Source organism: Rubrivivax gelatinosus (assembly GCF_004340905.1).
GTDB lineage: Bacteria > Pseudomonadota > Gammaproteobacteria > Burkholderiales > Burkholderiaceae_C > Rubrivivax > Rubrivivax gelatinosus.
Genome location: NZ_SLXD01000002.1, coordinates 374,302 through 398,242, shown reverse-complemented (window position 1 = coordinate 398,242; position 23,941 = coordinate 374,302). Strand labels below are relative to the sequence as shown.

The following is a 23,941-nucleotide window of genomic DNA, read 5'->3' as shown; positions in this document are numbered from 1 at the left end:
TGCCCGGCTCGCTGCGCGAGCCTCTGTGGGGCATTCGCTCTTCTGCTTCTGCCGTGTCTCGTCGCAACGCCGTGCTGCTGATGATCGTCGCCACGCTGATGTGGAGCATCGCGGGCGTCGTCACGCGCCACCTGGAGGCGGCGCGCAGTTTCGAGGTCACGTTCTGGCGCAGCGCCTTCAACGCGCTGGCACTGATCGCGCTGCTGTCGTGGCTGCGCGGGCCGGCGGTGCTGTGGCGGTCGATCCGCGGCGGCGGGCGCACGATCTGGCTGTCGGGCGTGTGCTGGAGCGTCATGTACACGGCCTTCATGGTCGGCCTGACGCTGACCACCGTGGCCAACGTGCTGGTGACGATGGCGCTGGGGCCGCTGTTCACGGCGCTGCTCGCGCGTTTCGTGCTGGGGCACCGGCTGCCGGCACGCACCTGGGGCGCGATCGCGGTGGCCGGCGGCGGCATCGCCTGGATGTACGGCCAGCACCTGAGCGCCGGTGACGCGCGTCACTTCGCCGGCACGCTGGTCGCGCTGGCGGTGCCGGTGGCCGCGGCGATCAACTGGACGACGCTGCAGTCCCGGCGCGACGACCCCGGCGCCGACATGCTGCCGGCGGTGCTGATCGGCGCGACGCTGTCGGCGCTGGTGACGCTGCCGCTGGCCTGGCCCTTCCAGGCCTCGGCCCACGATCTCGGCCTGCTGGCGCTGCTGGGCTCGGTGCAGCTGGCGGTGCCCTGCCTGATCGCGGTCGCCGTCGCACGCGTGCTGCCGGCCGCCGAGATGTCGTTGCTCGGGCTGCTGGAGGTGATCTTCGGCGTCAGCTGGGCCTGGCTGGGCGCCGGCGAGGCGCCCGACTCGGCGGTGCTCGCCGGCGGCCTGCTGGTGCTGGGGGCACTGGCCGCCAACGAGTGGCTGGGCATGCGCCGGCGCTCCCCGGCCTGAGCTAGAGCTGGGCGCCGAACACGCGCGCCAGGTTCACGCGCGCCTTCAGCCGCGTGCACAGCATGAAGACGCCGACCATCTTGCGCTGCAGGAACACCAGGTCCGGCGGCGGCGCGTGCGAGAAGCCGTCGCCGAAGAACTGCTCGCGGCCGGCCTCGAAGCTGCGCTTGAACAGGTCCGAACGCGCGAAGTCGAACGGCGCATCGTGCGTCAGCGGCTCGCCGATCGTCAGGATCAGCCTGACGACGCCGCGCGCCTGCTCCGGCGGGTCGGTCTCGGCGATGAAGCCGGCGCGGCGCGCGGCGCGCGTCATCGCCTCGACGTCCTGGTCACGCATCGCGCGGCCCACGGCGCGCAGGTGCTCGACGCGCTGCAGGCTCACCGCCTGGGTCGCGCCGAAGTCCAGCAGCGCGACACGGCGCGTCTCGGGGTCGTAGAGGTAGTTCGCGAAGTTCGGGTCGGTCTGCACCAGGCGCAGCTCGAAGATCTCGCGCACGACGAGGTGGCACAGCGCCTCGGCGACGCGGTCGCGGTGCGCCTGCGGCACGCCCGGCGCGGCGAGGTGGTCGATCGTGTCGCCGGGCTGGAAACTCGTCGCCAGGATGCGCCCGGTCGAGTGCTCGGCGTCGACCTCGGGCACGACGAAGAGCTCGTCGTCACCGAGCCGTTCGCGGTACTCCTCGAGCGCGCGCGCCTCGGCGACGTAGTCGGTCTCCTGGTGCAGCACGCGGCGCACACGTTCGAACAGCGGTGCCGGGTCCAGTCCCGAGGGCACCAGCCCCGGCGTCTTCGCCAGCAGCGCGAGGTTGGCGACGTCGCTGTCGATGCTCTCGCGCACGCCGGGGTACTGGATCTTCAGCGCCAGCACGCGGCCGTCGTGCGTCACCGCGCGGTGCACCTGCCCGATCGAGGCCGCGGCCACCGGCTCGAAGCTGAACTGGCGAAAGCGCCGGTGCCAGCCGACGCCGTATTCCTGCTCCAGCACCTCGGCGAGCTGCGTGGCCGGCATCACGTGGGCCTGGTCGCGCAGCGTGCCCAGCAACTCGGTGAACTGCGGCGGCAGCACGCCGTGGCCGTCCATCGACATCAGCTGGCCGAACTTCATCGCAGCGCCGCGCAGCCGCGACAGCCGGTTCGCGAGCCGACGTGCGTTGGCCGGCGTCAGCATCATCGCCGAGGCCTTGGGGACCTGGCCTCGCGCCAGCCGCGACAGGCCCTCGGCGGCCGCCCCCGCGGCGAGCTCACCGACGGCGCGGCCGAAGTGCAGCAGCCGGCGTGTGCGTCCCTGGGGAACGGAGGCGGTGCGGGGAGGGCGCTTTTCGGTCATCGTGCGTCGGGCAGGGCGAGGCCCGAATTGCACACCCGCACGGCGCCCTTGTCGGTGACCTGGAGCACGCAGCGGCTCAGCGTGCGGCGGAGGCGGCGGCGCTCGGTGCGTCGGGTGCCAGCAGCAGCACCTGGGCCTTGCCGCCGACGCAGTTGACGCCGCGGCCGCTCGGGCACTCGCGCACCTGCGCGTCGCGCGGGTGCTCGGGGCGGCCGGGCGGATCCAGCAGCATCGACACCACCGCGAAGGCGGTCGCGACCGCCAGCGCGACGATCAGCAGCCGGCGCCGTCGCGGCAGCGGACGAAAGCGCGGGATCTCCGGCGCGACCTCGGGAGGCTTCTCGGACATGCGAAAAAAGGCCGGCGCCCCGAGGGCGCCGGCACGTGCGGGAAAGACCGAGAGCTTACTGCGACGCGGCCGGGGCCGAGGGCTCGGCCATCGGCGCCGCCGGCATCGCCGGCGCGGTCTCGGCCGGCTGCACCATCGGGGCGGGCTCGGCGTGCGAGGCCTTGACCGGGTTGCTGGCCAGCGGCAGCAGCGGCACGATCAGCAGCGCGACGATGTTGATGATCTTGATCAGCGGGTTGACGGCCGGGCCGGCGGTGTCCTTGTAGGGATCGCCGACGGTGTCACCCGTCACCGCCGCCTTGTGCGCCTCGCTGCCCTTCTTGTGCAGCACGCCGTTGGCGTCGGTGAAGCCTTCTTCGATCAGCTTCTTCGCGTTGTCCCAGGCGCCGCCACCGGTGCACATCGAGATGCCGACGAAGATGCCGGTGACGATGGTGCCCATCAGCAGGCCGCCCAGCGCCGCCGGGCCGAGCAGCATGCCGACCAGGATCGGCGCCACGACCGGCAGCAGCGACGGCACGATCATCTCCTTGATCGCCGCGGTGGTCAGCATGTCGACCGCGGTGCCGTACTCCGGCTTGGCGGTGCCTTCCATGATGCCCTTGATGTCGCGGAACTGGCGCCGCACCTCGACCACCACCGAGCCGGCGGCGCGGCCGACGGCTTCCATCGCCATCGACGCGAAGAGGTAGGGGATCAGGCCGCCGATGAACAGGCCGACGATGACGCGGTGGTCGCTCAGGTCGAAGGACAGCGACATGCCGCGCGCTTCGAGCGCGTGGGTGTAGTCGGCGAACAGCACCAGCGCGGCCAGGCCCGCCGAGCCGATCGCGTAGCCCTTGGTCACGGCCTTGGTCGTGTTGCCGACGGCGTCCAGCGGGTCGGTGATGTCGCGCACGCTGTCGGGCAGGCCCGACATCTCGGCGATGCCGCCGGCGTTGTCGGTGATCGGGCCGTAGGCGTCGAGCGCGACGACGATGCCGGCCATGCTCAGCATCGAGGTGGCGGCGATCGCGATGCCGTACAGGCCGGCGAGCGCGTAGGCGCCATAGATCGCCAGGCAGACGAAGATCACCGGCCAGGCGGTGGACTTCATGCTGACGCCCAGGCCGGCGATGATGTTCGTGCCGTGGCCGGTGGTCGAAGCCTGCGCGACGTGCTGCACCGGCTTGAACTGCGTGCCGGTGTAGTACTCGGTGACCCAGACCATCGCCGCCGTCAGCACCAGGCCGACGACGCAGGCGCCGAACAGCCGCATCTGCGTGCCCGCTCCGAGCGCATCGTCGGGCATCACCATGCGCGTGACGAAGAAGAAGAACACCAGCGAGATGGCACCGGCGACGATCAGCCCCTTGTAGAGCGCCGGCATCACGTTCTTCATGCCGGGGCTGGCCTTGACGAAGGCGCAGCCGATGATCGAGGCGATGATCGAGACGCCGCCCAGCACCAGCGGGTAGACCGCCGCGGCCAGCGCCGCGTTGGGCAGCAGCAGCGCGCCCAGCGCCATCGCCGCGATCAGCGTCACGGCGTAGGTCTCGAACAGGTCGGCGGCCATGCCGGCGCAGTCGCCGACGTTGTCGCCGACGTTGTCGGCGATCACCGCCGGGTTGCGCGGGTCGTCCTCGGGGATGCCGGCCTCGACCTTGCCCACCAGGTCGGCGCCGACGTCGGCGCCCTTGGTGAAGATGCCGCCGCCCAGGCGCGCGAAGATCGAGATCAGCGACGAGCCGAAGGCCAGGCCCAGCAGCGGCTTGAGCGTCGCCGGGTCGGCGTGGATGCCGCCGCTGAGGAACCAGAAGAACAGCGACACGCCCAGCAGCCCCAGGCCGACGACGAGCATGCCGGTGATCGCACCGCCCTTGAACGCCACGTCCAGTGCCGGGCCGATGCCCTTGGTGGCCGCCTGCGCGGTGCGCACGTTGGCGCGCACCGAGACGTTCATGCCGATGAAGCCGCAGGCACCCGAAAGTACGGCCCCCAAAACGAACCCGGCGGCCGTCAGGCCGCCGAGGAAGAAGAAGATCAGGATCGCGAGAACCGCGCCGACGATTGCAATCGTCTTGTACTGTCTCGCCAGGTACGCTGCCGCGCCTTGCTGGATGGCCCCGGCGATTTCCTGCATGCGTGCATTGCCGGCATCCTGGGCGAGGATCCATCCCCGCTGGATGAATCCGTAGAGCACGGCCGCCAGGCCACACCCCAGCGCCAGGTACAGCGCCAAACTTGTCGTCATGGAAAGAGCTCCTTCCTCTCGTTCGGGTCTAGTCTCTTCTCTCTATCTCTCGCACGCCGCCCGGGCGCTTCGGGGCGGCTGGCGCGGCATGCTATGTGAAGGCTATCACGCTCGGTTGGGGGTTTTCCTATGTCCGAGTGGCCGGATGAGCCGGGTCAAGACGGCCGCGCGTCAGGCGAGGGCAAGCGTGGCGCCTAGAATCGCGCCCCGATCTTTCTCTCGCTCTTCTCTCTCCTCTCCTCTTGCCCGAGACCGCTGCATGAGCCTGCACAACGTGACCCCCGGCGCCAAGGCGCCCGACGAGTTCAACGTCATCATCGAGATTCCGATGAACGGCGACCCGATCAAGTACGAGGTCGACCACGACTCGGGGGCGCTGTTCGTCGACCGCTTCATGAGCACGGCGATGCACTACCCGTGCAACTACGGCTACGTGCCCAACACGCTCGCCGACGACGGCGACCCGGTGGACGTGCTCGTCATCACCCCGGTGCCGCTGATCCCGGGTGTCGTCGTCACCTGCCGCCCGATCGGCGTGCTGAAGATGGACGACGAAGCCGGCGGCGACAACAAGCTGCTGGCGGTGCCGACGGCCAAGATCCTGTCGCTGTACTCGTCCTGGCAGAAGCCCGAGGACCTGAACCCGGCGCGCCTGAAGGCGATCCAGCACTTCTTCGAGCACTACAAGGATCTCGAGGAAGGCAAGTGGGTCAAGGTGCTGGGCTGGGAAGGTCCGGAGTCCGCGCGCGAAGAGGTCCGCGCCGGCATGGCCAACTGGGCCAAGGAACGCTCGGCCACCTGAGCGGCCGCGGGCGCGCTCAGCCGCCCGGCGCTGCGCGCTTGAACGGGCTGCGCTCGCGCAGCTCGTCCTCCCAGGCCGCCACGCCCTCGCCCTCGCGGGCGAGGAACTCGGCCACCGCGCCGGCAAAACGTTCGTCGCGCAGCCAGTGGGCCGAGTTCGTGCGGACCGGCAGCAGCCCGCGCGCCATCTTGTGCTCGCCCTGGGCGCCACCCTCGAAGCGCCTGAAACCGTTGGCCAGGCACCAGGCCAGCGGCTGGTAGTAGCAGGCCTCGAAATGCACGAAAGGCAGCGGCTCGACCGCGCCCCAGTAGCGGCCCCAGGCGGCGCCGTGCTCGCGGTCGATCGCCACCAGCGAGGCCGCGACCGGCCGGCCCTCGCGCCGGCCGACGAACATCAGCCAGTGCGGCGCCATCGTCGCCTGCATGCGGGCGAAGAACTCGCGTGTCAGGTACGGCGTCGACTGGTGCGCCGCGTAGGTCAAGGTGTAGCAGCGATGGAAGAAGTCCCACAGCCCGGTATCGATCGCCTCGCCCTCGTGGGCGCTGAACTCCACGCCGAGTTCGGCGACGCGGCGGCGTTCCTGCTGGATCTTCTTGCGCTTGTCGCGCTGCAGCCGGGCGAGCAGGGCGTCGAAGTCGGCCGCCGGCTGCGCCTCGTCGCGGGTCCAGTGGAACTGCAGGTTCTCGCGCAGCATCCAGCCGGCCCGTTCGAAGGCCGCGCGGTCGGCGTCGTCGACGTAGAGCACGTGCGCCGAGGACAGCCCGGCCTCGCCGGCAAGGCTGCGGATGGCGGCGACAAGCGCGTCGCGCGCGGCCTCGTCGCGCGCCATCAGCCGCGTGCCCGGCACCGGCGTGAACGGTACCGCGCCGAGCAGCTTGGGGTAGTAGCGCAGGCCGTGCCGGCGATAGGCGTCGGCCCAGGCCCAGTCGAAGACGTACTCGCCCCAGGAGTGGGTCTTCAGGTACAGCGGCGCGGCCCCGGCCAGCTCACCGCCTGGGGCGTGCAGCGTCAGGAAACGCGGGGTCCAGCCGGTGGCGGGTACCGCGCTTGCCGACTCGTGCAGCGCCGTCAGGTATTCGTGGCGCAGGAACGGCGTCGGCGAGGGCTGGGCCGCCAGCAGGGTGTTCCAGGCCTGCGCGTCCAGCCGTCCCGGGTCGGCCTCGACCCCGATGTGATAATCCGTTCTCGTGAGCCCTCGTGACATTCAGCGGAGCCGTCGATGAAGGTCGCGCTGGCCCAGTTCAACGCCGTCGTCGGTGATCTCGCCGGCAACTCCCGCCGCCTCGAAGACGCCGCGCGCCGCGCCTATGCGCAGGGTGCGCGCCTGGTGCTCGCGCCCGAGCTGGCGCTGACCGGCTACCCGCCCGAAGACCTGCTGCTGCGCCCGGCCTTCATGCAGGCCTGCGCCGAGGCGCTGGCGGCGCTGGCCGAGGCACTGAGTGACTGCGAAGGGCTGCATCTTGTCGTGGGGCACCCGCACCAGTTCGGCGAGCGCGGCGATCTTAGGACCAAGTCCGTGACCGTGCAGCAGCGCTACAACGCGGCCTCGCTGCTGGCGCGGGGACGCGTGCAGGCCACCTACTGCAAGCGCGAACTGCCCAACTACCAGGTCTTCGACGAGCGCCGCTACTTCGTCTCCGGCCGCGACGCCGGCCTGCCGCCGCTGGTCTTCGACTGCGAAGGCCTGCGTTTCGGCGTCGTGATCTGCGAGGACGCCTGGTTCGACGAACCCGCGCGCCTGGCGCGCGACGCCGGCGCCCAGGTGCTGTGCGTGCTCAACGCCTCGCCCTTCCACCTCGGCAAGGCCGAGGAGCGCCAGGCCCGCATGGCCGAGCGTGCGCGCGACGTCGGCCTGCCGCTGCTCTTCGCGCACCTGGTCGGCGGCCAGGACGAGGTCGTGTTCGATGGCGCCTCGTTCGCGCTCGACGCCTCGGGCGCGGTGGCGGCGCGCGCCGCGACCTTTGCCGAGGAACTCCTGATCGTCGACTTCGACGCCGACTGCCGCCCCGTCGGCCCGGTCGCCGACGCGCCCGACCTCGACCGCCAGGCCTGGGACGCGCTCGTCACCGGCGTGCGCGACTACCTCGGCAAGAACGGCTTCCCCGGCGCGATCATCGGCCTGTCCGGCGGCATCGACTCGGCGCTGGTGCTGGCGGTGGCCGTCGACGCGCTCGGCGCCGACAAGGTGCGCGCGGTGATGATGCCCTCGCCGTACACCGCCGACATCTCCTGGATCGACGCGCGCGACATGGCCGCGCGCCTGGGCGTGCGCTACGACGAGATCGACATCGCGCCGATGTTCGACGCCTTCCGCACGGCGCTGTCGCCGCAGTTCGCCGGGCTGGCCGAGGACACGACCGAGGAGAACCTGCAGGCGCGCATCCGCGGCACGCTGCTGATGGCGCTGTCGAACAAGACCGGCGCCATCGTTCTGACCACCGGCAACAAGAGCGAGATGGCCACCGGCTACTGCACGCTCTACGGCGACATGGCGGGTGGTTTCGCGGTCATCAAGGACGTCGCCAAGACCCTGGTCTACCGCCTGGCGAACTGGCGCAACACGCAGGGCGCCGAGCTCATCCCGCAGCGCATCATCACGCGTGCGCCCTCGGCCGAACTGCGCCCGGATCAGACCGACCAGGACAGCCTGCCGCCCTACGAGGTGCTCGACGCGATCCTGGCGCGCTACATGGAAGACGACCAGAGCGTCGAGCAGATCGTCGCCGCCGGCTTCGAGCGCGCCGACGTCGAACGTGTCACCCGGCTCATCAAGATCAACGAGTACAAGCGGCGCCAGGCGCCGGTCGGCATCCGCATCACCCATCGGGCGTTCGGGCGCGACTGGCGTTACCCCATCACGTCGAGGTTCCGTGCTTAAATTCCCGTCAGTCCATCGTCTTTTCCCGGAGTTCCCCGCATGAAGCAGATCACCGCCGTCATCAAGCCGTTCAAGCTCGAAGAAGTCCGCGAAGCGCTGGGCGAGGTCGGCGTCTCGGGTCTGACGGTCACCGAAGTCAAGGGCTTCGGGCGCCAGAAGGGCCACACCGAGCTTTACCGCGGCGCCGAGTACGTCGTCGACTTCCTGCCCAAGGTGAAGATCGAGGTCGTGGTCAAGGACGACGACGTCGAGCGCTGCATCGATGCCATCGTCAAGGCGGCCAAGACGGGCAAGATCGGCGACGGCAAGATCTTCGTCACCTCGGTCGACCAGGTGGTGCGCATCCGTACCGGCGAGACCGACGAGTCGGCGGTCTGACGCCGTCCCGGCCGCGGCCGGGTTTGGTTGCCGATGGACGGGGCGCCGCGCGAGCGGCGCCCCGTCGCACTTCAGGCCTTCAGATGCGACCGAAGTGATCGGGGCCGCCGGCGCGCTGCGCCAGCGCCGCCAGCCGATCCAGCAGCGCCAGCGGGTCGGTCTCGACCTGCAGCACCGATTGCTGGTCCGGCGACAGGAATCCTTCCTCGACGGTGCGGCGCATGAAAGCCTGCAGGCCCTCGTAGAAGCCGTCGACGTCGAGCAGCCCGATGGGCTGGTCGTGGTAGCCCAGCTGGCGCCAGGTCCAGACCTCGAACAGCTCCTCCAGCGTGCCGATGCCGCCCGGCAGCGCGACGAAGGCGTCGGCGCGTTCGGCCATCATCTGCTTCCTCTTGTGCATCGTCGGCACGACGTGCAGCTCCGTGAGGCCGCGATGCCCGACCTCGCGCTTCATCAGCGACTCGGGAATCACGCCGACCACGCGCCCGCCGGCGGCCAGCACCGCATCGGCGACCTCGCCCATCAGGCCCACCTTGCCGCCGCCGTAGACCAGCTGCCAGCCGCGTTCGCCGATCGAGCGGCCGAGCACGCGGGCGGCTTCGGTATAGGCGGCGCGCTGGCCGTGGCGCGAGCCGCAGTAGACGCAGACGGTGAAGGGGGGAGGGGGCGCGATCTCGTTCATCGCCCCGATTGTCTCAGGCGAAACGCTGCCAGAGCGCACCCAGCCAGATGCCGCCGGCCAGCAGCAGCGACAGCATCACCGCGGCGCTGCCCAGGTCCTTGGCGCGTTTGGACAGATCGTGCAGTTCGAGGCCGACGCGGTCGACCACGGCCTCGATGGCCGAGTTCAGCAGTTCGACGATCATCACCAGCACGACGCTGCCCGCCAGCAGCGCGATCTCGACCCAGCCGCGCCCGAGCCAGAACGCCGCCGGCAGCATCAGCGCCGCAGCGAAGACCTCCTGGCGGAATGCGCTCTCGCCGCGGTAGGCGGCCGTCAGGCCGGCCGCCGAATAGCCGGCGGCGCGCAGGATGCGGTCGAGGCCGGTGCGTCCCTTGTGCGGGTTCGCCTGGTGGCTCAGCGGCGGGGGTGGGCTGCTCGGGTTCACGTCTCAGTCCTTGGATCTCGATCGCCAGGTGATCAGGCGAGTGCCGCACAGCGCGTCGTGCCAGAACTGGCGGTCGGGATGCACGCGCGACAGCGCCGCCCAGACGACGATGCCCAGCGCAAGCAGGCCGAAGACCTGGCCGTTGCTGCGCAGGCCGGCGAAATGGGCGATCGCCAGCCACGGCAGGAACCAGATCCAGCAGGCGAGGTAGCGCAGCACGGCTCGGCCGATCGGCACCGGCCGGCCGTCGCGCAGCACGAGGCGGATCTGCCAGGTCTGCATCGCCAGCGTCTGGCCGGTGCGGCTCCAGAACCAGACGAAGTACAGGCCGAAGACCAGGAACAGGAAGGCCTGCAGGCCCAGCTGTCCCTGCAGCGCGCTGCGCTGGTTGGTCAACAGCGAGTAGACGAGCCCGGCGGCCATGACGACGCCGAAGAGCAGGATGCCTTCGTAGACGAAACAGGCGAGGCGGCGGATCAGCGCCGGGGTGGGGTGTTCACCCTCGGCGGGAGGCAGGACGATCATCGAGACGGGTCAGCGCGGTTCCGAAGCAACCTGCGAGCGTACCGCAGCGCCCTGCGGTCCGCGACGCGGCAGCAGCGTCACCGGGTTCACGAACCCGTCGGTGGCGATGATCTTGGGCATGCCGGCCTGATGGTGCGCCGGCGACGAGGGCTGCGTGGTGATCAGCGTCGTCGTCGCGCCGGGAGCCGCCTGGATGACGGCCGGAGCCACCGGCTTGGGCACCTGCGGGCGTGGGGTCGCGACGATGTTGCGCTTGGGCTTGCCGTCCTCGTCGTCAGCGCCATCGCGCATGCGCGTTTCGGCGCGCTTGGGCGGGCGGGCCCGTTCGGCGAGCTGCTTGCGCTCGTCGTCGGGCAGCGCCTGGTAAGCCTGCCAGCGCGCCTGGCGGTCCTCGGCGGAGAACTGGCGCGCCTGCTGGAACTGCAGGCGGGCACGGGCCCGCTCCGAGGGCGTCAGCTGCGTCCACGCCGCCATGCGCTCCTGAACGCGCTGGCGCTCGGACTGGCTCATCTTCGGAAAGCGCGCGGCCACGCTCAGCCAGCGCTCCTTGCCGGTGGAGTCGATGTTTCGCCAGTCGTCCTGCAGCGGCGCCAGCGCCTTGCGCTGTGCCGCCGTGAGCTGGGTCCAGGAGGGGTCGGCCTCGGCCGCACCCGCCGGCGCGGCCGTGGCGAACACGGCCGCGATCACGAAGGCGGCGATGGCGGCCGGGCGGAGCGTCACGGTTGCTGCGACTTCAGGAACTCGGCGAATCCGGGGTCGGAATAGGCGTCCGGCGGCAGGTCGTCGGCGAGCAGCACGGAGTCGATGTCGGCCGCGGCCAGCACCTGTTCGCGCAGGTCGTGTTCGCGGATCAGGACCAGACCGGCGACCAGCATGATCAGCGGCAGCACGATGGCCAGGCGCTGCCACCATGGCGGCCCGCTGCGGGCCGCGGCGCCGCCGGCCAGGGTCACGAAGGACTCGGCCGCGGCCTGGCGGCGCACGACGCGTGCGCGTGCCAGCGCCTGCTCGCGTGCCACGCGAAGGCGTTCGGTCAGGTCGTGCGGCAGGTCCTCGGCGCGCTCGGTCAGGCCGGCAGCGATGCGTGCCGCGATGCGCGCGCGCAGGACGTCCGCGTCGGTGAAACTGGATTGGGTCATGGCGCGATTCCCTTGAGTCGAAGGGCCTTGGCCAAGGCGTGGACCGCGCGCGAGCAATGGGTCTTGACGCTGCCTTCGGAGCAGCCCATTGCCGTCGCGGTCTCGGCCACGTCGAACTCCTCCCAGTAACGCAGGAGGAAGGCTTCGCGTTGACGGGCGGGCAGGCCGGCCACTTCCTGCTCGATGAGACGCAAGATCTGGTCCCGTGAGACCGACTCCGCAGCGCTTTCGGTGCCCAGCGAACTCTCGACGGCCTGGAGCGTCTCCAGGAGGTCGAAGTCGCCGTGCTCGTCGTCGCCCTCGAGGTCCGAAAGGTTCTGCACGACGGCATTGCGCACCTTCTGGCGCCGGAACCAGTCCATCGTCGCGTTGGACACGATGCGCTGGAACAGCAGCGGCAGTTCGGCGGCCGGGCGGTCGGCGTACTTCTCGGCCAGCCGGATCATCGCGTCCTGCACGATGTCCAGGGCCGCGTCCTCGTCGCGCACGGCGAACGCCGCACGCTTGAAAGCGCGGCGCTCGACGCTCTTGAGGAAGTCGGATAGTTCTTTGTCGGAAGCCAACGCGCGGGCGGGGAACTGCACCCGGTTTCGGGCGCGGCGCATTATGCACGCCGGTCACCGCGGCAGGCACCGCGCCGGGGCGCCGCCCGGCGCCGGTGCATAATCCTCAGTCGCACAACGCTCTTTTGGGTCTCGCTCTCGTCCGACCCGGACGTCAGTTCTCAGACCGCGCGCAGTTCCGAATCCGCCTCACGAGGGCGCGAGGAGGAGCACCGATGGATTTTCGTCAGAGAAATTCGCAAAGGTTCGGAAATGGACATCTCCGCCGCGGAAGTCAAGCGTGCCGCATCGGCACAACCGTCTTCTCCTCCCGCCGTGCTCAACGGCGCTGAAATCCTGGTTCGCAGCCTGCAGGCCGAAGGGGTCAAGTACCTCTGGGGCTACCCGGGCGGATCGGTTCTCTACATCTACGACGCGCTGTACAAGCAGGACAGCATCCAGCACGTCCTGGTACGCCACGAACAGGCCGCGGTGCATGCCGCCGACGGCTACGCCCGCGCCACCGGCGACGTCGGCGTCGCCCTCGTCACCTCGGGTCCCGGAGTCACGAACGCCGTCACCGGCATCGCGACCGCGTACATGGACTCGATCCCGATGGTCATCATCACCGGACAGGTGCCGACCGCCGCGATCGGGATGGACGCCTTCCAGGAGTGCGACACCGTCGGCATCACGCGCCCGGTCGTCAAGCACAACTTCCTCGTCAAGGACGTGCGCGAGCTGGCCTCGACGATCAAGAAGGCCTTCCACATCGCACGCACCGGCCGCCCGGGCCCCGTCGTCATCGACGTGCCCAAGGACGTGTCGCTCAACACCGCACCGTTCCAGTACCCGCAGACCGTCGAGCTGCGCTCGTACAACCCGGTGCGCAAGGGCCACAGCGGCCAGATCCGCAAGGCCGTGCAACTGCTGCTGCAGGCCAAGCGCCCGTACATCTACACCGGCGGCGGCGTGGTGCTGGGCGAGGCGTCGCAGGAGCTGCGCCAGCTGGCCGACCTGCTCGGCTTCCCGGTCACGAACACGCTGATGGGCCTGGGCTCCATCCCCGCCAGCGACCCGAAGTTCCTGGGCATGCTCGGCATGCACGGCACCTACGAAGCCAACATGACGATGCAGCACTGCGACGTGCTGCTGGCCGTCGGCGCGCGCTTCGACGACCGCGTGATCGGCAACCCGGCGCACTTCGCGCAGGTCGAACGCAAGATCATCCACGTCGACATCGACCCGTCGTCGATCTCCAAGCGCGTGCGCGTGGACATCCCGATCGTCGGCGACGTCAAGGACGTGCTGCAGGAGCTGATCGCCCAGATCAAGGAGTCGCACGCGCGGCCGGACACCGTGGCGATCTCCTCCTGGTGGGGCCAGATCAACGAGTGGCGCAAGCGCGAGTGCCTGGCCTACGAGCCCAGCGACGACGTGATCAAGCCGCAGATGGTGGTGCAGACGCTGGCCCGCCTGACGCGCGGGCGCGACGCCTACATCACCTCCGACGTCGGCCAGCATCAGATGTGGGCGGCGCAGTTCTACGGTTTCGAGGAGCCGCGGCGCTGGATCAACTCGGGCGGCCTGGGCACGATGGGCGTGGGCCTGCCGTACGCGATGGGCATCAAGCTCGCCAAGCCGGACTCGGACGTCTTCTGCATCACCGGCGAAGGATCGATCCAGATGTGCATCCAGGAGCTGTCGACCTGTCTGCAGTACAAGACGCCGGTGAAGATCGTCTCGCTGAACAACCGCTACCTGGGCATGGTGCGGCAGTGGCAGGAGCTGATCTACGGCGGCCGCTACTCGCACAGCTACATGGACGCGCTGCCCGACTTCGTCAAGCTCGCCGAGGCCTACGGGCACGTGGGCATCCGCGTCGACCGGCCGGCCGACGTCGAAGGCGCGCTGAAGGAAGCGATGCGGCTCAAGGACCGCACCGTCTTCATCGACGTGCGCACCGACCCGACCGAAAACGTGTGGCCGATGGTCCACGCCGGCAAGGGCATCAGCGAGATGCAGCTCAAGTCCGAAGACCTGTGACCGGCACGGGCCGCGCAGGCGGCGACGGCGTTACCGCGCCGCCGCCGGCCGCCGCAGCCTCTGCCGCGAACCCTGCGGACGGCATCTTTCCAACGATCCAACGGCGTGGTGAAGGGCCGGCGGTTACCGCCGCAGGCTCGAGGATCCACGCAAGGACGAGACCATGAAACACATCATCGCGGTGCTGCTCGAGAACGAAGCCGGCGCCCTGTCCCGTGTCGTCGCGCTCTTCTCGGCGCGCGGCTACAACATCGAGAGCCTGACGGTCGCCCCGACCGAGGACCCGTCGATGTCGCGCATGACGATCGTCACCACCGGCAGCGACGACGTCATCGAGCAGATCACCAAGCACCTGAACCGGCTGATCGAGGTCGTCAAGGTCGTCGACCTGACCGAAGGCAGCTTCGTCGAGCGCGAGCTCATGCTCATCAAGGTGCGTGCCGTCGGCAAGGAGCGCGAGGAGATGAAGCGCATGGCGGAGATCTTCCGCGGCCGCATCATCGACGTCACCGAGAAGAGCTACACGATCGAGCTGACCGGCGACTCGTCCAAGCTCGACGCCTTCCTCGTCGCGATCGACCGCGCGGCGATCCTGGAAACCGTGCGCACCGGCGCCAGCGGCATCGGCCGCGGCGAAAGAATACTGCGCATCTGAGGCGGCGCCCCGGCGGCCGCACGGCCGCCCATCGCCCGGAAACCTGCCCGGCCATCCGCGGCCGGGCGTCTGACTAGAGAACGGAGAACCCCATGAAGGTCTATTACGACAAGGACGCCGACCTGAGCCTCATCAAGGGCAAGAACGTCACCATCATCGGCTACGGCTCGCAAGGCCACGCCCACGCCCAGAACCTGAACGACAGCGGCTGCAAGGTCACCGTCGGCCTGCGCCGCAGCGGCGCGAGCTGGGCCAAGGCCGAAGCCGCCGGCCTGAAGGTCGCCGAGGTCGCCGAGGCCGTGAAGGCTGCCGACGTCGTCATGATCCTGCTGCCCGACGAGCAGATCGCCAGCGTCTACGCCAACGACGTCGAGCCCAACATCCGCGAAGGCGCGTCGCTCGCGTTCGCGCACGGCTTCAACGTGCACTACAACCAGGTTGTGCCGCGCGCCGACCTCGACGTCTGGATGGTCGCGCCGAAGGCCCCGGGCCACACGGTGCGCAACACCTACCGCCAGGGCGGCGGCGTGCCGCACCTGATCGCCGTGCACGCCGACAAGTCGGGCAAGGCGCGCGACCTGGCGCTGTCCTACGCCGCGGCCAACGGCGGCGGCAAGGCCGGCATCATCGAGACCAGCTTCCGCGAGGAGACCGAGACCGACCTGTTCGGCGAGCAGGCCGTGCTGTGCGGCGGCACCGTCGAGCTGATCAAGGCTGGTTTCGAGACGCTGGTGGAAGCCGGCTACGCGCCCGAGATGGCGTACTTCGAGTGCCTGCACGAGCTCAAGCTGATCGTCGACCTGATCTACGAAGGTGGCATCGGCAACATGAACTACTCGATCTCGAACAACGCCGAGTACGGCGAGTACGTGACCGGGCCGCGTGTCGTCACCGAGGACACCAAGAACGCGATGCGCCAGTGCCTGAAGGACATCCAGACGGGCGAGTACGCGAAGAGCTTCATCCTCGAGAACAAGGCCGGCGCCCCGACGCTGACCTCGCGTCGCCGCCTGACCGCCGAGCACCCGATCGAGGTCGTCGGCGAGCAGCTGCGCGCGATGATGCCGTGGATCAAGGCCAACAAGCTGGTCGACAAGAGCCGCAACTGACGCGGCGCTGAAAGCGGCTGCGGCTCGCCGCGGCCGCCGCTCAAACCCCCGGGGCCGCACGCGGCCCCGGTCGCGTTTATGCTCGACCGGATGACCGACGACACCCAGGCGCCCGGCGACGACGATGCCGAGACCGACGACGCTGCGTCGCGCCGGCCGCGCCGGGGCCTCTACGTGCTGCCCAACGCGATCACGCTGGCGGCGCTGTTCTCCGGCTTCTACGGCGTCGTGATGGCGATCAACGGCCGTTTCGAGGCCGCCGCGATCGCGATCTTCGTCGCTGCGGTGCTCGACGCGATGGACGGTCGCGTGGCGCGCATGACGCGCACCCAGAGCGCCTTCGGCGAGCAGATGGACAGCCTCTCGGACATGGTCTCGTTCGGCGCCGCGCCGGCGCTGATCGTCTACGTCTGGGCGCTGAAGGATCTGGGCAAGCTGGGCTGGATCCCGGCCTTCGTCTACGTCGCCGGCGCCGCGCTTCGGCTGGCGCGCTTCAACGTCAACATCGGCGTCGTCGACCGGCGCTTCTTCCAGGGCCTGCCCAGCCCGGCCGCCGCCGCGCTGGTCATCGGCATGGTCTGGGTCTTCGACGACGCGGGCTATCGCGACGTCTACTCGATCCCGTGGCTCGAGTGGACGGCCTTCGCCGTCACGCTCTACGCCGGCTTGTCGATGGTGACCAACGCGCCGTTCTACAGCTTCAAGACGCTCGGCGGCCGGCGCACCGTGCCTTTCGTCGTGCTGGTCGCGGTGATGCTGGCGATCGCGCTGATCGCGCTGGACCCGCCGCGCGTGCTGTTCGGCGTCTTCGTGCTCTACGGCCTGTCGGGTTACGCGGTGTTCGCGTGGCGACGTTTCAAGGGCCAGCCGGCGAGCGTGATCTCGACCTCGACCGACGATCCCGACGAGAAGGGCCTGCATCCGTGAGCAAGGGGCTGTGCTACATTCGCCGCGTGACGACGATCCGTGCCTTCTCCCTGCTAGCGCTGCTACTGCATTCGCGGGTGCGCTGATCGTCTTCGTCCATTCTTTTTCCGATCAACGGCCCGCCAGCGCAACGCAGCGGGCCGTTTTTCATTTCCGTCTTCCAAGCTGCTTGCGACTCCAACCTCTCGCAAAGGCACGACCATGACCGACAAGCTCATCATCTTCGACACCACGCTTCGCGACGGCGAACAGTCTCCCGGCGCCTCGATGACGCGCGACGAGAAGCTGCGCATCGCGCGCCAGCTCGAGCGCCTGCGTGTCGATGTGATCGAGGCCGGTTTCGCGGCGTCGAGCAACGGCGACTTCGAGGCCGTGCGTGCGATCGCCCAGGCGGTGCGCGAGTCGACGGTGTGCTCGCTGGCGCGCGCCAACGACCGCGACATCTCGCGGGCCGCCGAGGCGCTGCGCCCGGCCGCACGTTCGCGCATCCACACCTTCATCGCCACCAGCGAACTGCACATGGAGAAGAAGCTGCGCATGTCGCGCGAGCAGGTGCTCGAGCAGGCGCGGCTGGCGGTGCGTTTCGCGCGCAACCTCTGCGAGGACATCGAGTTCAGCCCCGAGGACGGCTACCGCTCGGACCCCGAGTTCCTGTGCCAGGTCATCGAGACCGTGATCGCCGAAGGCGCGACGACGATCAACATCCCCGACACCGTCGGTTATGCGATCCCCGAGCTCTACGGCCACTTCATCCGCATGCTGCGCGAGCGTGTGCCCAACAGCGACAAGGCGGTGTGGTCGGTCCACTGCCACAACGACCTGGGCATGGCGGTGGCCAACTCGCTGGCCGGCGTGAAGATCGGCGGTGCGCGCCAGATCGAGTGCACGATCAACGGCCTGGGTGAACGCGCCGGCAACTGCAGCCTCGAAGAGGTGGTGATGGCGGTGAAGACGCGCCGCGACCACTTCGGCCTCGAGGTCGGCATCGACACCCACCAGATCGTGCCGGCTTCGCGCATGGTCAGCCAGACCACCGGCTTCGTCGTGCAACCGAACAAGGCCATCGTCGGCGCCAACGCCTTCGCGCACGCCAGCGGCATTCACCAGGACGGCGTGCTGAAGGCGCGCGACACCTACGAGATCATGCGCGCCGAGGACGTGGGCTGGAGTGCCAACAAGATCGTGCTGGGCAAGCTCTCGGGCCGCAACGCGTTCAAGCAGCGGCTGCAGGAGCTCGGCATCGAGATGGCGTCCGAAGCCGAGGTCAACGCCGCCTTCGCGCGCTTCAAGGACCTCGCCGACCGCAAGAGCGAGATCTTCGACGAGGACATCATCGCGCTCGTCGGCGACGAGAGCGTCACCGCGGTGCAGGAGCATTACCGCCTGCTGTCGCTGGCGCAGAAGTCCGAAACCGGCGAGCGCCCGCACGCGACGATCGCCTTCGCCGCCGGCGACGTCGAACACCGCGTCGAGAGCGACGGCAACGGCCCGGTCGACGCGACGCTCAAGGCGATCGAGTCGAAGGTCTGCAGTGGCGCCGAAATGGTGCTTTATTCGGTCAATGCCATCACGTCGGGCAGCACAGAATCGCAAGGCGAGGTCACCGTTCGGCTGCAACACGGCGGGCGCATCGTCAACGGGGTGGGGGCCGATCCGGACATCGTCGTCGCGTCGGCCAAGGCCTATCTCTCGGCGCTGAGCAAGCTGCAGAGCAACGCCGAACGGGTGCCGGCGCAAAGCTGACGGGCCGACGGGCGGATGCACCGCGCAGGCCTGGCACGGCTCCTGCGGGTGGTTACTTGAGAAATCGTGCGCAAGTTCTTGATCTTGCGCATGTTCTTCGAGTGATCTACACTTTGGTGCATTCTCTCCGGGGTCGTTTCAGTGGGCTGGTTCGGTAGTTTTAAGCGGCTGTCGATAGTCGCCTTCATCACGGCGGCCCTTGTTGCGGGCGGCGTCCTGCCGACGTCCGCGCACGCTGCCGCCAGCAGTTCCGCCACCAAAGCCAAGGCCAAAGCCAAGGCCAAGCCGGCGAAGAAGGCCGCCAAGGCGCCGTCGCGCACTGCAGCCGCATCCAAGGCACGCAGCAAGACCAAGGCTCGAAACACCAAGGCCGTGCCGGCGCGCACGGTGACCACGGTGGCACCGCGCAAGTCGGTCGTCGTCGCGGTCGAGCCGGCGAAGGTGTCTTTTGGCCAGCTTTACGGCCTGCACCGCACCGAGGATCCGCTGGACCTGAAGTCCAGCGTCGCGCTGGTCATCGACCAGGAAACCGATCAGGTCCTGCTGAGCAAGAACCCGCATGCGGTGCTGCCCATCGCCTCGATCACCAAGCTGATGACCGGCCTGATCGTCACCGAGGCGCACCAGGCGCTCGACGAGGTGCTGACGATCACCCAGGACGACGTCGATACCGAGAAGGGCAGCAGTTCCCGGCTGCAGGTCGGCACCCAGCTGACGCGCGGCGAGATGCTGCATCTGGCCCTGATGTCCTCGGAAAACCGTGCGGCGAACGCGCTCGGCCGTCACTATCCCGGCGGCTTGCAGTCTTTCGTGCAGGCGATGAACGCCAAGGCCCAGCTTCTGGGCATGCACGACACGCATTACGTCGAACCCACCGGCCTGTCCAGCAACAACCAGTCGAGTGCTCGCGACCTCGCGGTGCTTGTCAAGGCGGCGTACCAGCACCCGATCCTGCGCGAGCTGTCGACGTCCACCGATGCCAGCGTCGCCGTCGGCCGCCGCCAGCTGCAGTTCCACACGACCAACGGCCTGGTGCGCAACCCCAGCTGGGAAATCGGCCTGCAGAAGACCGGCTACATCTCAGAAGCCGGACGCTGCCTCGTGATGCAGGCCCAGCTGGCGGGCCGCAAGTTCATCATGGTGTTGCTCGACTCGGCCGGGAAGTACTCGCGCATCGGTGACGCGGAGCGCATCCGCAAGTGGCTCACCACCGAGGGATCGCCGGTGCTGGAGCAGCACCTGTCGCCCGCCACGCTCGGCAACTGAGCGTCCCGAGGCGCCGTCGAGGGCGCCGCTTCAGCCGCGGTAACCCAGCGCTGCCGAGATCTGCGACGCGGTCACCCGCACCTTCTCCAGCCAGCCCTCCTCGAGCCGGTCGGCGGGTGCGGACACCGACAGCCCGGCCACCAGCTTGCCCTGGTCGTCGTAGATGCCGGCGGCCATGCAGCGCACGCCGAGTTCGAGTTCCTCGTCGTCCCGCGCACTGCCCTGTGCGCGCACCGCCGCCAGTTCGCGCTCGAGCCGCGTCACGTCGGTGATGCTGTTGCGGGTGTGGCCCGTGAGGCCTGTTCGCGTGGCGTACGCGCGCACGCGCTGCGCTTCCTCGTGCGCGAGGAAGAGCTTGCCGACCGAGGTCAGGTGCAGCGGCGCGCGGCCGCCGACGGCACGCACGACCTGCATGCCCGAGCGTTCGCTGTAGGTGCGTTCGATGTAGACGATCTCGTCGCCCTGGCGCACCGACAGGTTGACCGGCTGGTGCGTCAGCTTGTGCAGATCGCGCATCGGGCCGAGCGCGGCGTCGCGAACGTCCAGGCGCGCCTTCACGAGGTTGCCCAGCTCGAGCAAACGCATGCCGAGCCGGTAGCTGCCCGCCTGCGGCCGGTCGACGAGGCGGCCGATCGTCAGGTCGTTGAGGATGCGGTGCGCGGTCGACGGGTGCAGGCCGGTGCGCTCGCTGATCTCCTTGAGCGACACCGGGTCCGGGTGCGCGGCCAGCATGTCGAGCAGTGCGAACGTGCGTTCCAGCACCTGGATGGTCGGGGTCTGCTGGTCCTTGAGGGTCATGGGTAGCGGTGGGCCGGGATCAATCCGCTGATTTTGCATCGCGGAAGGGCGGTTTGCGTGTCGAGATTCTCGTCTCGTTGCGGCGGCGCCGCGCGATGACGGCGGCGCGCGGCGATCAGGCCGTCGGCGCAGGACTCGGGCGCTCCTTCGGGCCGGCGCGCGTCGGGCCGTCGCGCAGTTGCGCGAGCAGCTGCGCGGCCGCCGTCTCGCCAGCGCGCACCGCCCCCTCCAGCGTCGCGGGATAGGGGCCGTCGATGTAGTCGCCGGCGGCCCAGAGTCGCGGCGCCACCTGCGCCGGCGGGCGCACGAGCCCCGGCGTGCAACGGAAGGTGGCGCGTTTTTCGGCGAGCACGCGCCGCAGCGTCGCCCCGGGCAGCAGCGGCTGCGCCTGACGCAGCACCGCTGCCGCGCAGGACTCCAGTCCCCGCTCCACCCAGGTTCGCGCGCCGCTGACGACCCAGGCTGAACGCCCTGCGACACCGCCCAGCAGCCCGTGGTCGAAGGCGAACTGCGCCGGCGCCTCGGGGCCCTCGTCGAGGGTTGTCATCGCGCACGGCAGCTGGCACCCCGGTGCATCCAGGTAGACCGTGACGATGGGTTCGTAGCGCAGCGCGGCCGCAGCACGGCTCCATGCCGGTGCGACGCCGGCCGTGAGACGCGCCGCTTCGAGCGCCGAGGCGGCCAGCACGACGGCGTCGAACCGCTCGCCGCCGACCCGCCACCCAGGCCCGGTCGACTCCAGGCTCGCGACCCGCGCCGTGCAGCGCAGCTCGGCACCCTGGCGCAGCAACCAGGTGGCTGCAGGCTCGGGCAGAAGCTCGGACAGCGGCCGGCGGGGCAGCAGCAGGTCCGCTGCACCGCGTCCGCCGAAGAGCGCGTCGCGCAGCACGCGCAGCATCACCGCCGCGCTGGCCTCGCTGGCCGGGGTGTTCAACGCCGCGACGCACAGCGGGTCGATGAGCTCGGCGCGCACGCGGGCAGACAGCCCCTCGCACAAGGCGGCAACGGGGGTGGTGGGCGCACAGCGGAAGCCCCGCGCCGCCCAGCCCGCGGCCGTCGCCAGCAGCGAGGCCTTGTCGCGCCAGGTCCAGCCCCGTGCCGAGGCGACCCCACGCACGAACGCCGTCACTGGCGCGCCGCGCGGCATCTCGATGCCGCTGCCGTCGGCGCGGCGCAGCATGAGCGGCGTGCGTGACAGCATCGTCTGCGGGTCCGCGCCGACCTCCTCCATCAGGGCCAGCGTGCGCGTGTAGGCACCGATGAGGATGTGCTGGCCGTTGTCCAGCCGCTCGCCGCCTTCGTCGGTCAGGCTGCGGGCACGGCCGCCAGGCTGCGGCGCCATCTCGAGGACCGCCACGGAGACACCGGCGCCGGCAAGCCGCACTGCCGCGGCCAGTCCCGCCCAGCCGGCGCCGATGACCGCGACGCGTGCCGTCACCGCGCCAGCACGTGGGTGCGCGCGGCGATCCACAGCTTGCGCAGCGGCGTCAGCGACGTGCGCTGGTGCAGCACCTGGAAGCCGCCGGCCTCGATCTCGCGCAGCAGCGCGCGGTAGATGTTGGCCATCATCAGGCCCGTCTTCTGCCGGGCGCGGTCGGCCTCGGGCAGCAGCGCCAGTGCTTCGTCGTAGGTGGCGTGCGCACGCGCGGCCTGGAAACGCATCAGGGCCGTGAAACGTTCGCTGTAGCCCCAAGGGGCTTCCCGCTTCAGGAGTTCGTGCGCCTTGACGTCGAAGCGCTGCAGTTCGGACACCGGCAGGTAGATGCGGCCGCGGCGCGCGTCGTCGCCGACGTCGCGGATGATGTTGGTGAGCTGCAGCGCACGTCCCAGCGTGTGGGCGTAGCGCACGGTCTGCTCGCTGCTGCGGCCGAAGATGTTCGCGGCGACCTCGCCGACGACACCCGCGACCAGGTGGCAGTAGCGCGCCAGGGCCGGGAAGTCGAGGAAGCGCGTCTGCTCCAGGTCGATCTGGCAGCCCTCTATGACCGCATGCAGGTGTCCCGCCCCGATGCTGAACTGCGGCGCCAGCGGCATCAGTGCCTGCGTCACCGGGTGCGTCGGCCTGCCGGCATAGGCGGCGTCGACTTCGCCGCGCCACCATTGCAGCTTCTGCGCCGCGACCGTCGGGTCCTGCATCTCGTCGACGACGTCGTCGACCTCCCGGCAAAAGGCGTAGAAGGCCGTGATCGCCGCACGCTGCGGTGGGGGCAGGAAGAGGAACGCGTAATAGAACGACGAGCCGCTGCCGGCGGCACGTTGCTGCACGTAGTCCGACGGTGTCATCGCTGGCGGCGCATGGTCGCCGCGCGCCACAGCAGCACGGGCAGGTCGGTGGCGCCAAGCGTCGGGCGCGCGCTGATCGTCGCATGATCCATGCGCGCGATTTTCTCCAAAACGCGCAGTCCGCCTTGAACCACCAGGCGCAACTCCCAGCCGGCGCGGCCGGGCACGTCCAGCGCGAGCGGGGCGCCGCCGCGCAGCAGGGACTCGGCCCAGTCACATAGCTCGCGCACCAGGCACCGCAAGGCCGGCGTGTCGCGTCGAGCCAGCACGTCGTCGAGGGTGATGCCGGCTGCCGCCAGTTCATCGTGCGGCAGGTAGACGCGGCCGCGCGACGCGTCCAGACCCAGGTCCTGCCAGAAGTTGGCCAGCTGCAGGCCGGTGCAGATCGCGTCCGCGCGGCGCTCGGACTCGGCGTCGTGCACGCCGTACAGGTGCAGCAGCAGGCGGCCCACGGGGTCCGCCGAGCGGCTGCAGTACCGGAGGATCTGCCCGCGGTCGGCATAGGCCGGGTTGTCGACGTCCTGCACAAAGGCGTCGAGCAGCCGGTGCAGCCAGTGCGGTGGCAGCCCGTAACGCTCGATCGCGGCGGCCAGCGGCCCGAACACCGGCGCCCAGCGTGGGCCCGGCGCCGCGCCTCGTTCGATCGACTGCAGCTCGGCGCGGAAGGCGGCCAGCGCCGCATGACGCTGCGCGGCAGGCGCGTCGCCTTCGTCGGCGATGTCGTCGGCGGTGCGGGCGAAGTGGTAGACGGCCACGACCGCGGGGCGCAGCGCCGGCGGGCACAGTACCGACGCGACAGGGAAGTTCTCGTAATGATCGACGCTCACGGGCGGCGATTGTGGCCGCAGGCGCGGTGCGGGCGGCGTTGACATTGAGCGCACCGGGTGTCTACATTAA

Annotated in this window: 24 protein-coding genes; 10 read left to right on the top strand and 14 right to left on the bottom strand. The window is 69.8% G+C overall.

Annotated elements, in window-relative coordinates:
• Positions 1-53 precede the first annotated feature (53 nt).
• Positions 54-935 carry a DMT family transporter gene (locus EV684_RS05000; protein ID WP_243651046.1) on the top strand — a complete coding sequence of 294 codons (882 nt, stop codon included), beginning with the start codon at positions 54-56 and terminating at the stop codon, positions 933-935.
• A 1-nt stretch (position 936) separates the two neighbouring features.
• Here EV684_RS05000 and EV684_RS04995 read toward each other — a convergent pair whose 3' ends face one another.
• The 3 genes from EV684_RS04995 to EV684_RS04985 form a co-directional block, all read right to left on the bottom strand.
• On the bottom strand, positions 937-2,262 hold the full coding sequence (locus EV684_RS04995; RefSeq protein ID WP_132645098.1) for an ABC1 kinase family protein: 1,326 nt from the start codon (positions 2,260-2,262) through the stop codon (positions 937-939).
• Positions 2,263-2,338: 76 nt separating this feature from the next.
• On the bottom strand, positions 2,339-2,611 hold the full coding sequence (locus tag EV684_RS04990; RefSeq protein WP_132645097.1) for a hypothetical protein: 273 nt from the start codon (positions 2,609-2,611) through the stop codon (positions 2,339-2,341).
• Positions 2,612-2,666: 55 nt separating this feature from the next.
• Positions 2,667-4,844, bottom strand: a complete 2,178-nt coding sequence (locus tag EV684_RS04985; protein ID WP_132645096.1) for a sodium-translocating pyrophosphatase — start codon at positions 4,842-4,844, stop codon at positions 2,667-2,669.
• A 259-nt stretch (positions 4,845-5,103) separates the two neighbouring features.
• Between EV684_RS04985 and ppa the strand changes: the two genes are divergently transcribed.
• Complete coding sequence (ppa, locus tag EV684_RS04980) at positions 5,104-5,646, top strand: inorganic diphosphatase (RefSeq protein WP_132645095.1); 543 nt, start codon at positions 5,104-5,106, stop codon at positions 5,644-5,646.
• Positions 5,647-5,662: 16 nt separating this feature from the next.
• On the opposite strand, the gene EV684_RS04975 is transcribed toward ppa, so the two are convergent.
• Positions 5,663-6,850: a GNAT family N-acetyltransferase gene (locus EV684_RS04975; RefSeq protein ID WP_132645094.1), complete on the bottom strand. Its 1,188-nt coding sequence runs from the start codon at positions 6,848-6,850 to the stop codon at positions 5,663-5,665.
• Positions 6,851-6,865: 15 nt separating this feature from the next.
• On the opposite strand from EV684_RS04975, the gene EV684_RS04970 reads away from it, so the two are divergent.
• Together EV684_RS04970 and EV684_RS04965 are read left to right on the top strand one after the other, a co-directional pair.
• On the top strand, positions 6,866-8,524 hold the full coding sequence (locus tag EV684_RS04970) for an NAD+ synthase (RefSeq protein ID WP_132645093.1): 1,659 nt from the start codon (positions 6,866-6,868) through the stop codon (positions 8,522-8,524).
• Between the two features lie 39 nt (positions 8,525-8,563).
• On the top strand, positions 8,564-8,902 hold the full coding sequence (locus tag EV684_RS04965) for a P-II family nitrogen regulator (protein ID WP_132645092.1): 339 nt from the start codon (positions 8,564-8,566) through the stop codon (positions 8,900-8,902).
• A 79-nt stretch (positions 8,903-8,981) separates the two neighbouring features.
• Here EV684_RS04965 and EV684_RS04960 read toward each other — a convergent pair whose 3' ends face one another.
• From EV684_RS04960 to EV684_RS04935, 6 genes are read right to left on the bottom strand one after another with little or no spacing between them, the layout of a single operon-like run.
• Positions 8,982-9,584, bottom strand: coding sequence for an LOG family protein (locus EV684_RS04960; RefSeq protein ID WP_132645091.1), 603 nt, complete (start codon positions 9,582-9,584; stop codon positions 8,982-8,984).
• A 13-nt stretch (positions 9,585-9,597) separates the two neighbouring features.
• Positions 9,598-10,011, bottom strand: a complete 414-nt coding sequence (locus tag EV684_RS04955) for a diacylglycerol kinase (RefSeq protein ID WP_132645090.1) — start codon at positions 10,009-10,011, stop codon at positions 9,598-9,600.
• A gap of 3 nt (positions 10,012-10,014) precedes the next feature.
• A complete protein-coding gene (locus EV684_RS04950) occupies positions 10,015-10,536 on the bottom strand; it encodes an RDD family protein (RefSeq protein WP_132645089.1) in 522 nt (173 codons plus the stop codon).
• 9 nt (positions 10,537-10,545) lie between these two features.
• Positions 10,546-11,256 carry a DUF3106 domain-containing protein gene (locus EV684_RS04945; RefSeq protein ID WP_132645088.1) on the bottom strand — a complete coding sequence of 237 codons (711 nt, stop codon included), beginning with the start codon at positions 11,254-11,256 and terminating at the stop codon, positions 10,546-10,548.
• The gene (locus tag EV684_RS04940) at positions 11,253-11,675 is read right to left on the bottom strand and encodes a DUF3619 family protein (protein WP_132645087.1); all 423 of its coding nucleotides are present in this window, start codon (positions 11,673-11,675) and stop codon (positions 11,253-11,255) included. Before EV684_RS04940 ends, EV684_RS04945 begins: the two co-directional genes overlap by 4 nt.
• Positions 11,672-12,238 carry an RNA polymerase sigma factor gene (locus tag EV684_RS04935; protein WP_132645215.1) on the bottom strand — a complete coding sequence of 189 codons (567 nt, stop codon included), beginning with the start codon at positions 12,236-12,238 and terminating at the stop codon, positions 11,672-11,674. The genes EV684_RS04940 and EV684_RS04935 overlap by 4 nt, the downstream gene beginning before the upstream one ends.
• 252 nt (positions 12,239-12,490) lie before the next feature.
• Between EV684_RS04935 and EV684_RS04930 the strand changes: the two genes are divergently transcribed.
• The 6 genes from EV684_RS04930 to pbpG all read left to right on the top strand — a co-directional run bounded on the left by EV684_RS04930 (position 12,491) and on the right by pbpG (position 19,963).
• The gene (locus tag EV684_RS04930; RefSeq protein WP_132645086.1) at positions 12,491-14,263 is read left to right on the top strand and encodes an acetolactate synthase 3 catalytic subunit; all 1,773 of its coding nucleotides are present in this window, start codon (positions 12,491-12,493) and stop codon (positions 14,261-14,263) included.
• Between the two features lie 163 nt (positions 14,264-14,426).
• Positions 14,427-14,918 carry an acetolactate synthase small subunit gene (gene ilvN / locus EV684_RS04925; RefSeq protein ID WP_009859042.1) on the top strand — a complete coding sequence of 164 codons (492 nt, stop codon included), beginning with the start codon at positions 14,427-14,429 and terminating at the stop codon, positions 14,916-14,918.
• Positions 14,919-15,010: 92 nt separating this feature from the next.
• Positions 15,011-16,027 (top strand): ketol-acid reductoisomerase, encoded by a 1,017-nt coding sequence (gene ilvC / locus EV684_RS04920; RefSeq protein WP_132645085.1) that lies wholly within the window; start codon positions 15,011-15,013, stop codon positions 16,025-16,027.
• 90 nt (positions 16,028-16,117) lie between these two features.
• Entirely contained in the window at positions 16,118-16,954 is an 837-nt protein-coding gene (gene pssA, locus EV684_RS04915) for a CDP-diacylglycerol--serine O-phosphatidyltransferase (protein ID WP_132645084.1), read from the top strand.
• 201 nt (positions 16,955-17,155) lie between these two features.
• Positions 17,156-18,697: a 2-isopropylmalate synthase gene (locus tag EV684_RS04910; protein WP_132645083.1), complete on the top strand. Its 1,542-nt coding sequence runs from the start codon at positions 17,156-17,158 to the stop codon at positions 18,695-18,697.
• Between the two features lie 141 nt (positions 18,698-18,838).
• Entirely contained in the window at positions 18,839-19,963 is a 1,125-nt protein-coding gene (pbpG, locus tag EV684_RS04905) for a D-alanyl-D-alanine endopeptidase (protein ID WP_132645082.1), read from the top strand.
• A gap of 30 nt (positions 19,964-19,993) precedes the next feature.
• Here the strand turns inward: pbpG and EV684_RS04900 are convergent, their stop codons facing one another.
• From EV684_RS04900 to hpnC, 4 genes are all read right to left on the bottom strand, one after another.
• Positions 19,994-20,761, bottom strand: a complete 768-nt coding sequence (locus EV684_RS04900) for an IclR family transcriptional regulator (RefSeq protein ID WP_132645081.1) — start codon at positions 20,759-20,761, stop codon at positions 19,994-19,996.
• 115 nt (positions 20,762-20,876) lie between these two features.
• Complete coding sequence (gene hpnE, locus EV684_RS04895; protein WP_243651043.1) at positions 20,877-22,199, bottom strand: hydroxysqualene dehydroxylase HpnE; 1,323 nt, start codon at positions 22,197-22,199, stop codon at positions 20,877-20,879.
• A complete protein-coding gene (hpnD, locus tag EV684_RS24265; protein ID WP_242478602.1) occupies positions 22,196-23,044 on the bottom strand; it encodes a presqualene diphosphate synthase HpnD in 849 nt (282 codons plus the stop codon). Before hpnD ends, hpnE begins: the two co-directional genes overlap by 4 nt.
• Positions 23,041-23,871, bottom strand: a complete 831-nt coding sequence (gene hpnC / locus EV684_RS04890; protein ID WP_200222390.1) for a squalene synthase HpnC — start codon at positions 23,869-23,871, stop codon at positions 23,041-23,043. Before hpnC ends, hpnD begins: the two co-directional genes overlap by 4 nt.
• Positions 23,872-23,941 lie beyond the last annotated feature (70 nt).

Coding starts and splice junctions, on each gene's coding strand:
- pssA (WP_132645084.1), top strand. CDS start 16,118: ATGACCGACGACACCCAGGCGCCCGGCGACGACGATGCCGAGACCGAC.
- ppa (WP_132645095.1), top strand. CDS start 5,104: ATGAGCCTGCACAACGTGACCCCCGGCGCCAAGGCGCCCGACGAGTTC.
- EV684_RS04985 (WP_132645096.1), bottom strand. CDS start 4,844: ATGACGACAAGTTTGGCGCTGTACCTGGCGCTGGGGTGTGGCCTGGCG.
- EV684_RS04990 (WP_132645097.1), bottom strand. CDS start 2,611: ATGTCCGAGAAGCCTCCCGAGGTCGCGCCGGAGATCCCGCGCTTTCGT.
- EV684_RS04970 (WP_132645093.1), top strand. CDS start 6,866: ATGAAGGTCGCGCTGGCCCAGTTCAACGCCGTCGTCGGTGATCTCGCC.
- EV684_RS04910 (WP_132645083.1), top strand. CDS start 17,156: ATGACCGACAAGCTCATCATCTTCGACACCACGCTTCGCGACGGCGAA.
- hpnD (WP_242478602.1), bottom strand. CDS start 23,044: ATGACACCGTCGGACTACGTGCAGCAACGTGCCGCCGGCAGCGGCTCG.
- EV684_RS04975 (WP_132645094.1), bottom strand. CDS start 6,850: ATGTCACGAGGGCTCACGAGAACGGATTATCACATCGGGGTCGAGGCC.
- EV684_RS04965 (WP_132645092.1), top strand. CDS start 8,564: ATGAAGCAGATCACCGCCGTCATCAAGCCGTTCAAGCTCGAAGAAGTC.
- EV684_RS04940 (WP_132645087.1), bottom strand. CDS start 11,675: ATGACCCAATCCAGTTTCACCGACGCGGACGTCCTGCGCGCGCGCATC.
- ilvC (WP_132645085.1), top strand. CDS start 15,011: ATGAAGGTCTATTACGACAAGGACGCCGACCTGAGCCTCATCAAGGGC.
- EV684_RS04930 (WP_132645086.1), top strand. CDS start 12,491: ATGGACATCTCCGCCGCGGAAGTCAAGCGTGCCGCATCGGCACAACCG.
- EV684_RS04995 (WP_132645098.1), bottom strand. CDS start 2,262: ATGACCGAAAAGCGCCCTCCCCGCACCGCCTCCGTTCCCCAGGGACGC.
- EV684_RS04900 (WP_132645081.1), bottom strand. CDS start 20,761: ATGACCCTCAAGGACCAGCAGACCCCGACCATCCAGGTGCTGGAACGC.
- ilvN (WP_009859042.1), top strand. CDS start 14,427: ATGAAACACATCATCGCGGTGCTGCTCGAGAACGAAGCCGGCGCCCTG.
- EV684_RS04960 (WP_132645091.1), bottom strand. CDS start 9,584: ATGAACGAGATCGCGCCCCCTCCCCCCTTCACCGTCTGCGTCTACTGC.
- EV684_RS04950 (WP_132645089.1), bottom strand. CDS start 10,536: ATGATCGTCCTGCCTCCCGCCGAGGGTGAACACCCCACCCCGGCGCTG.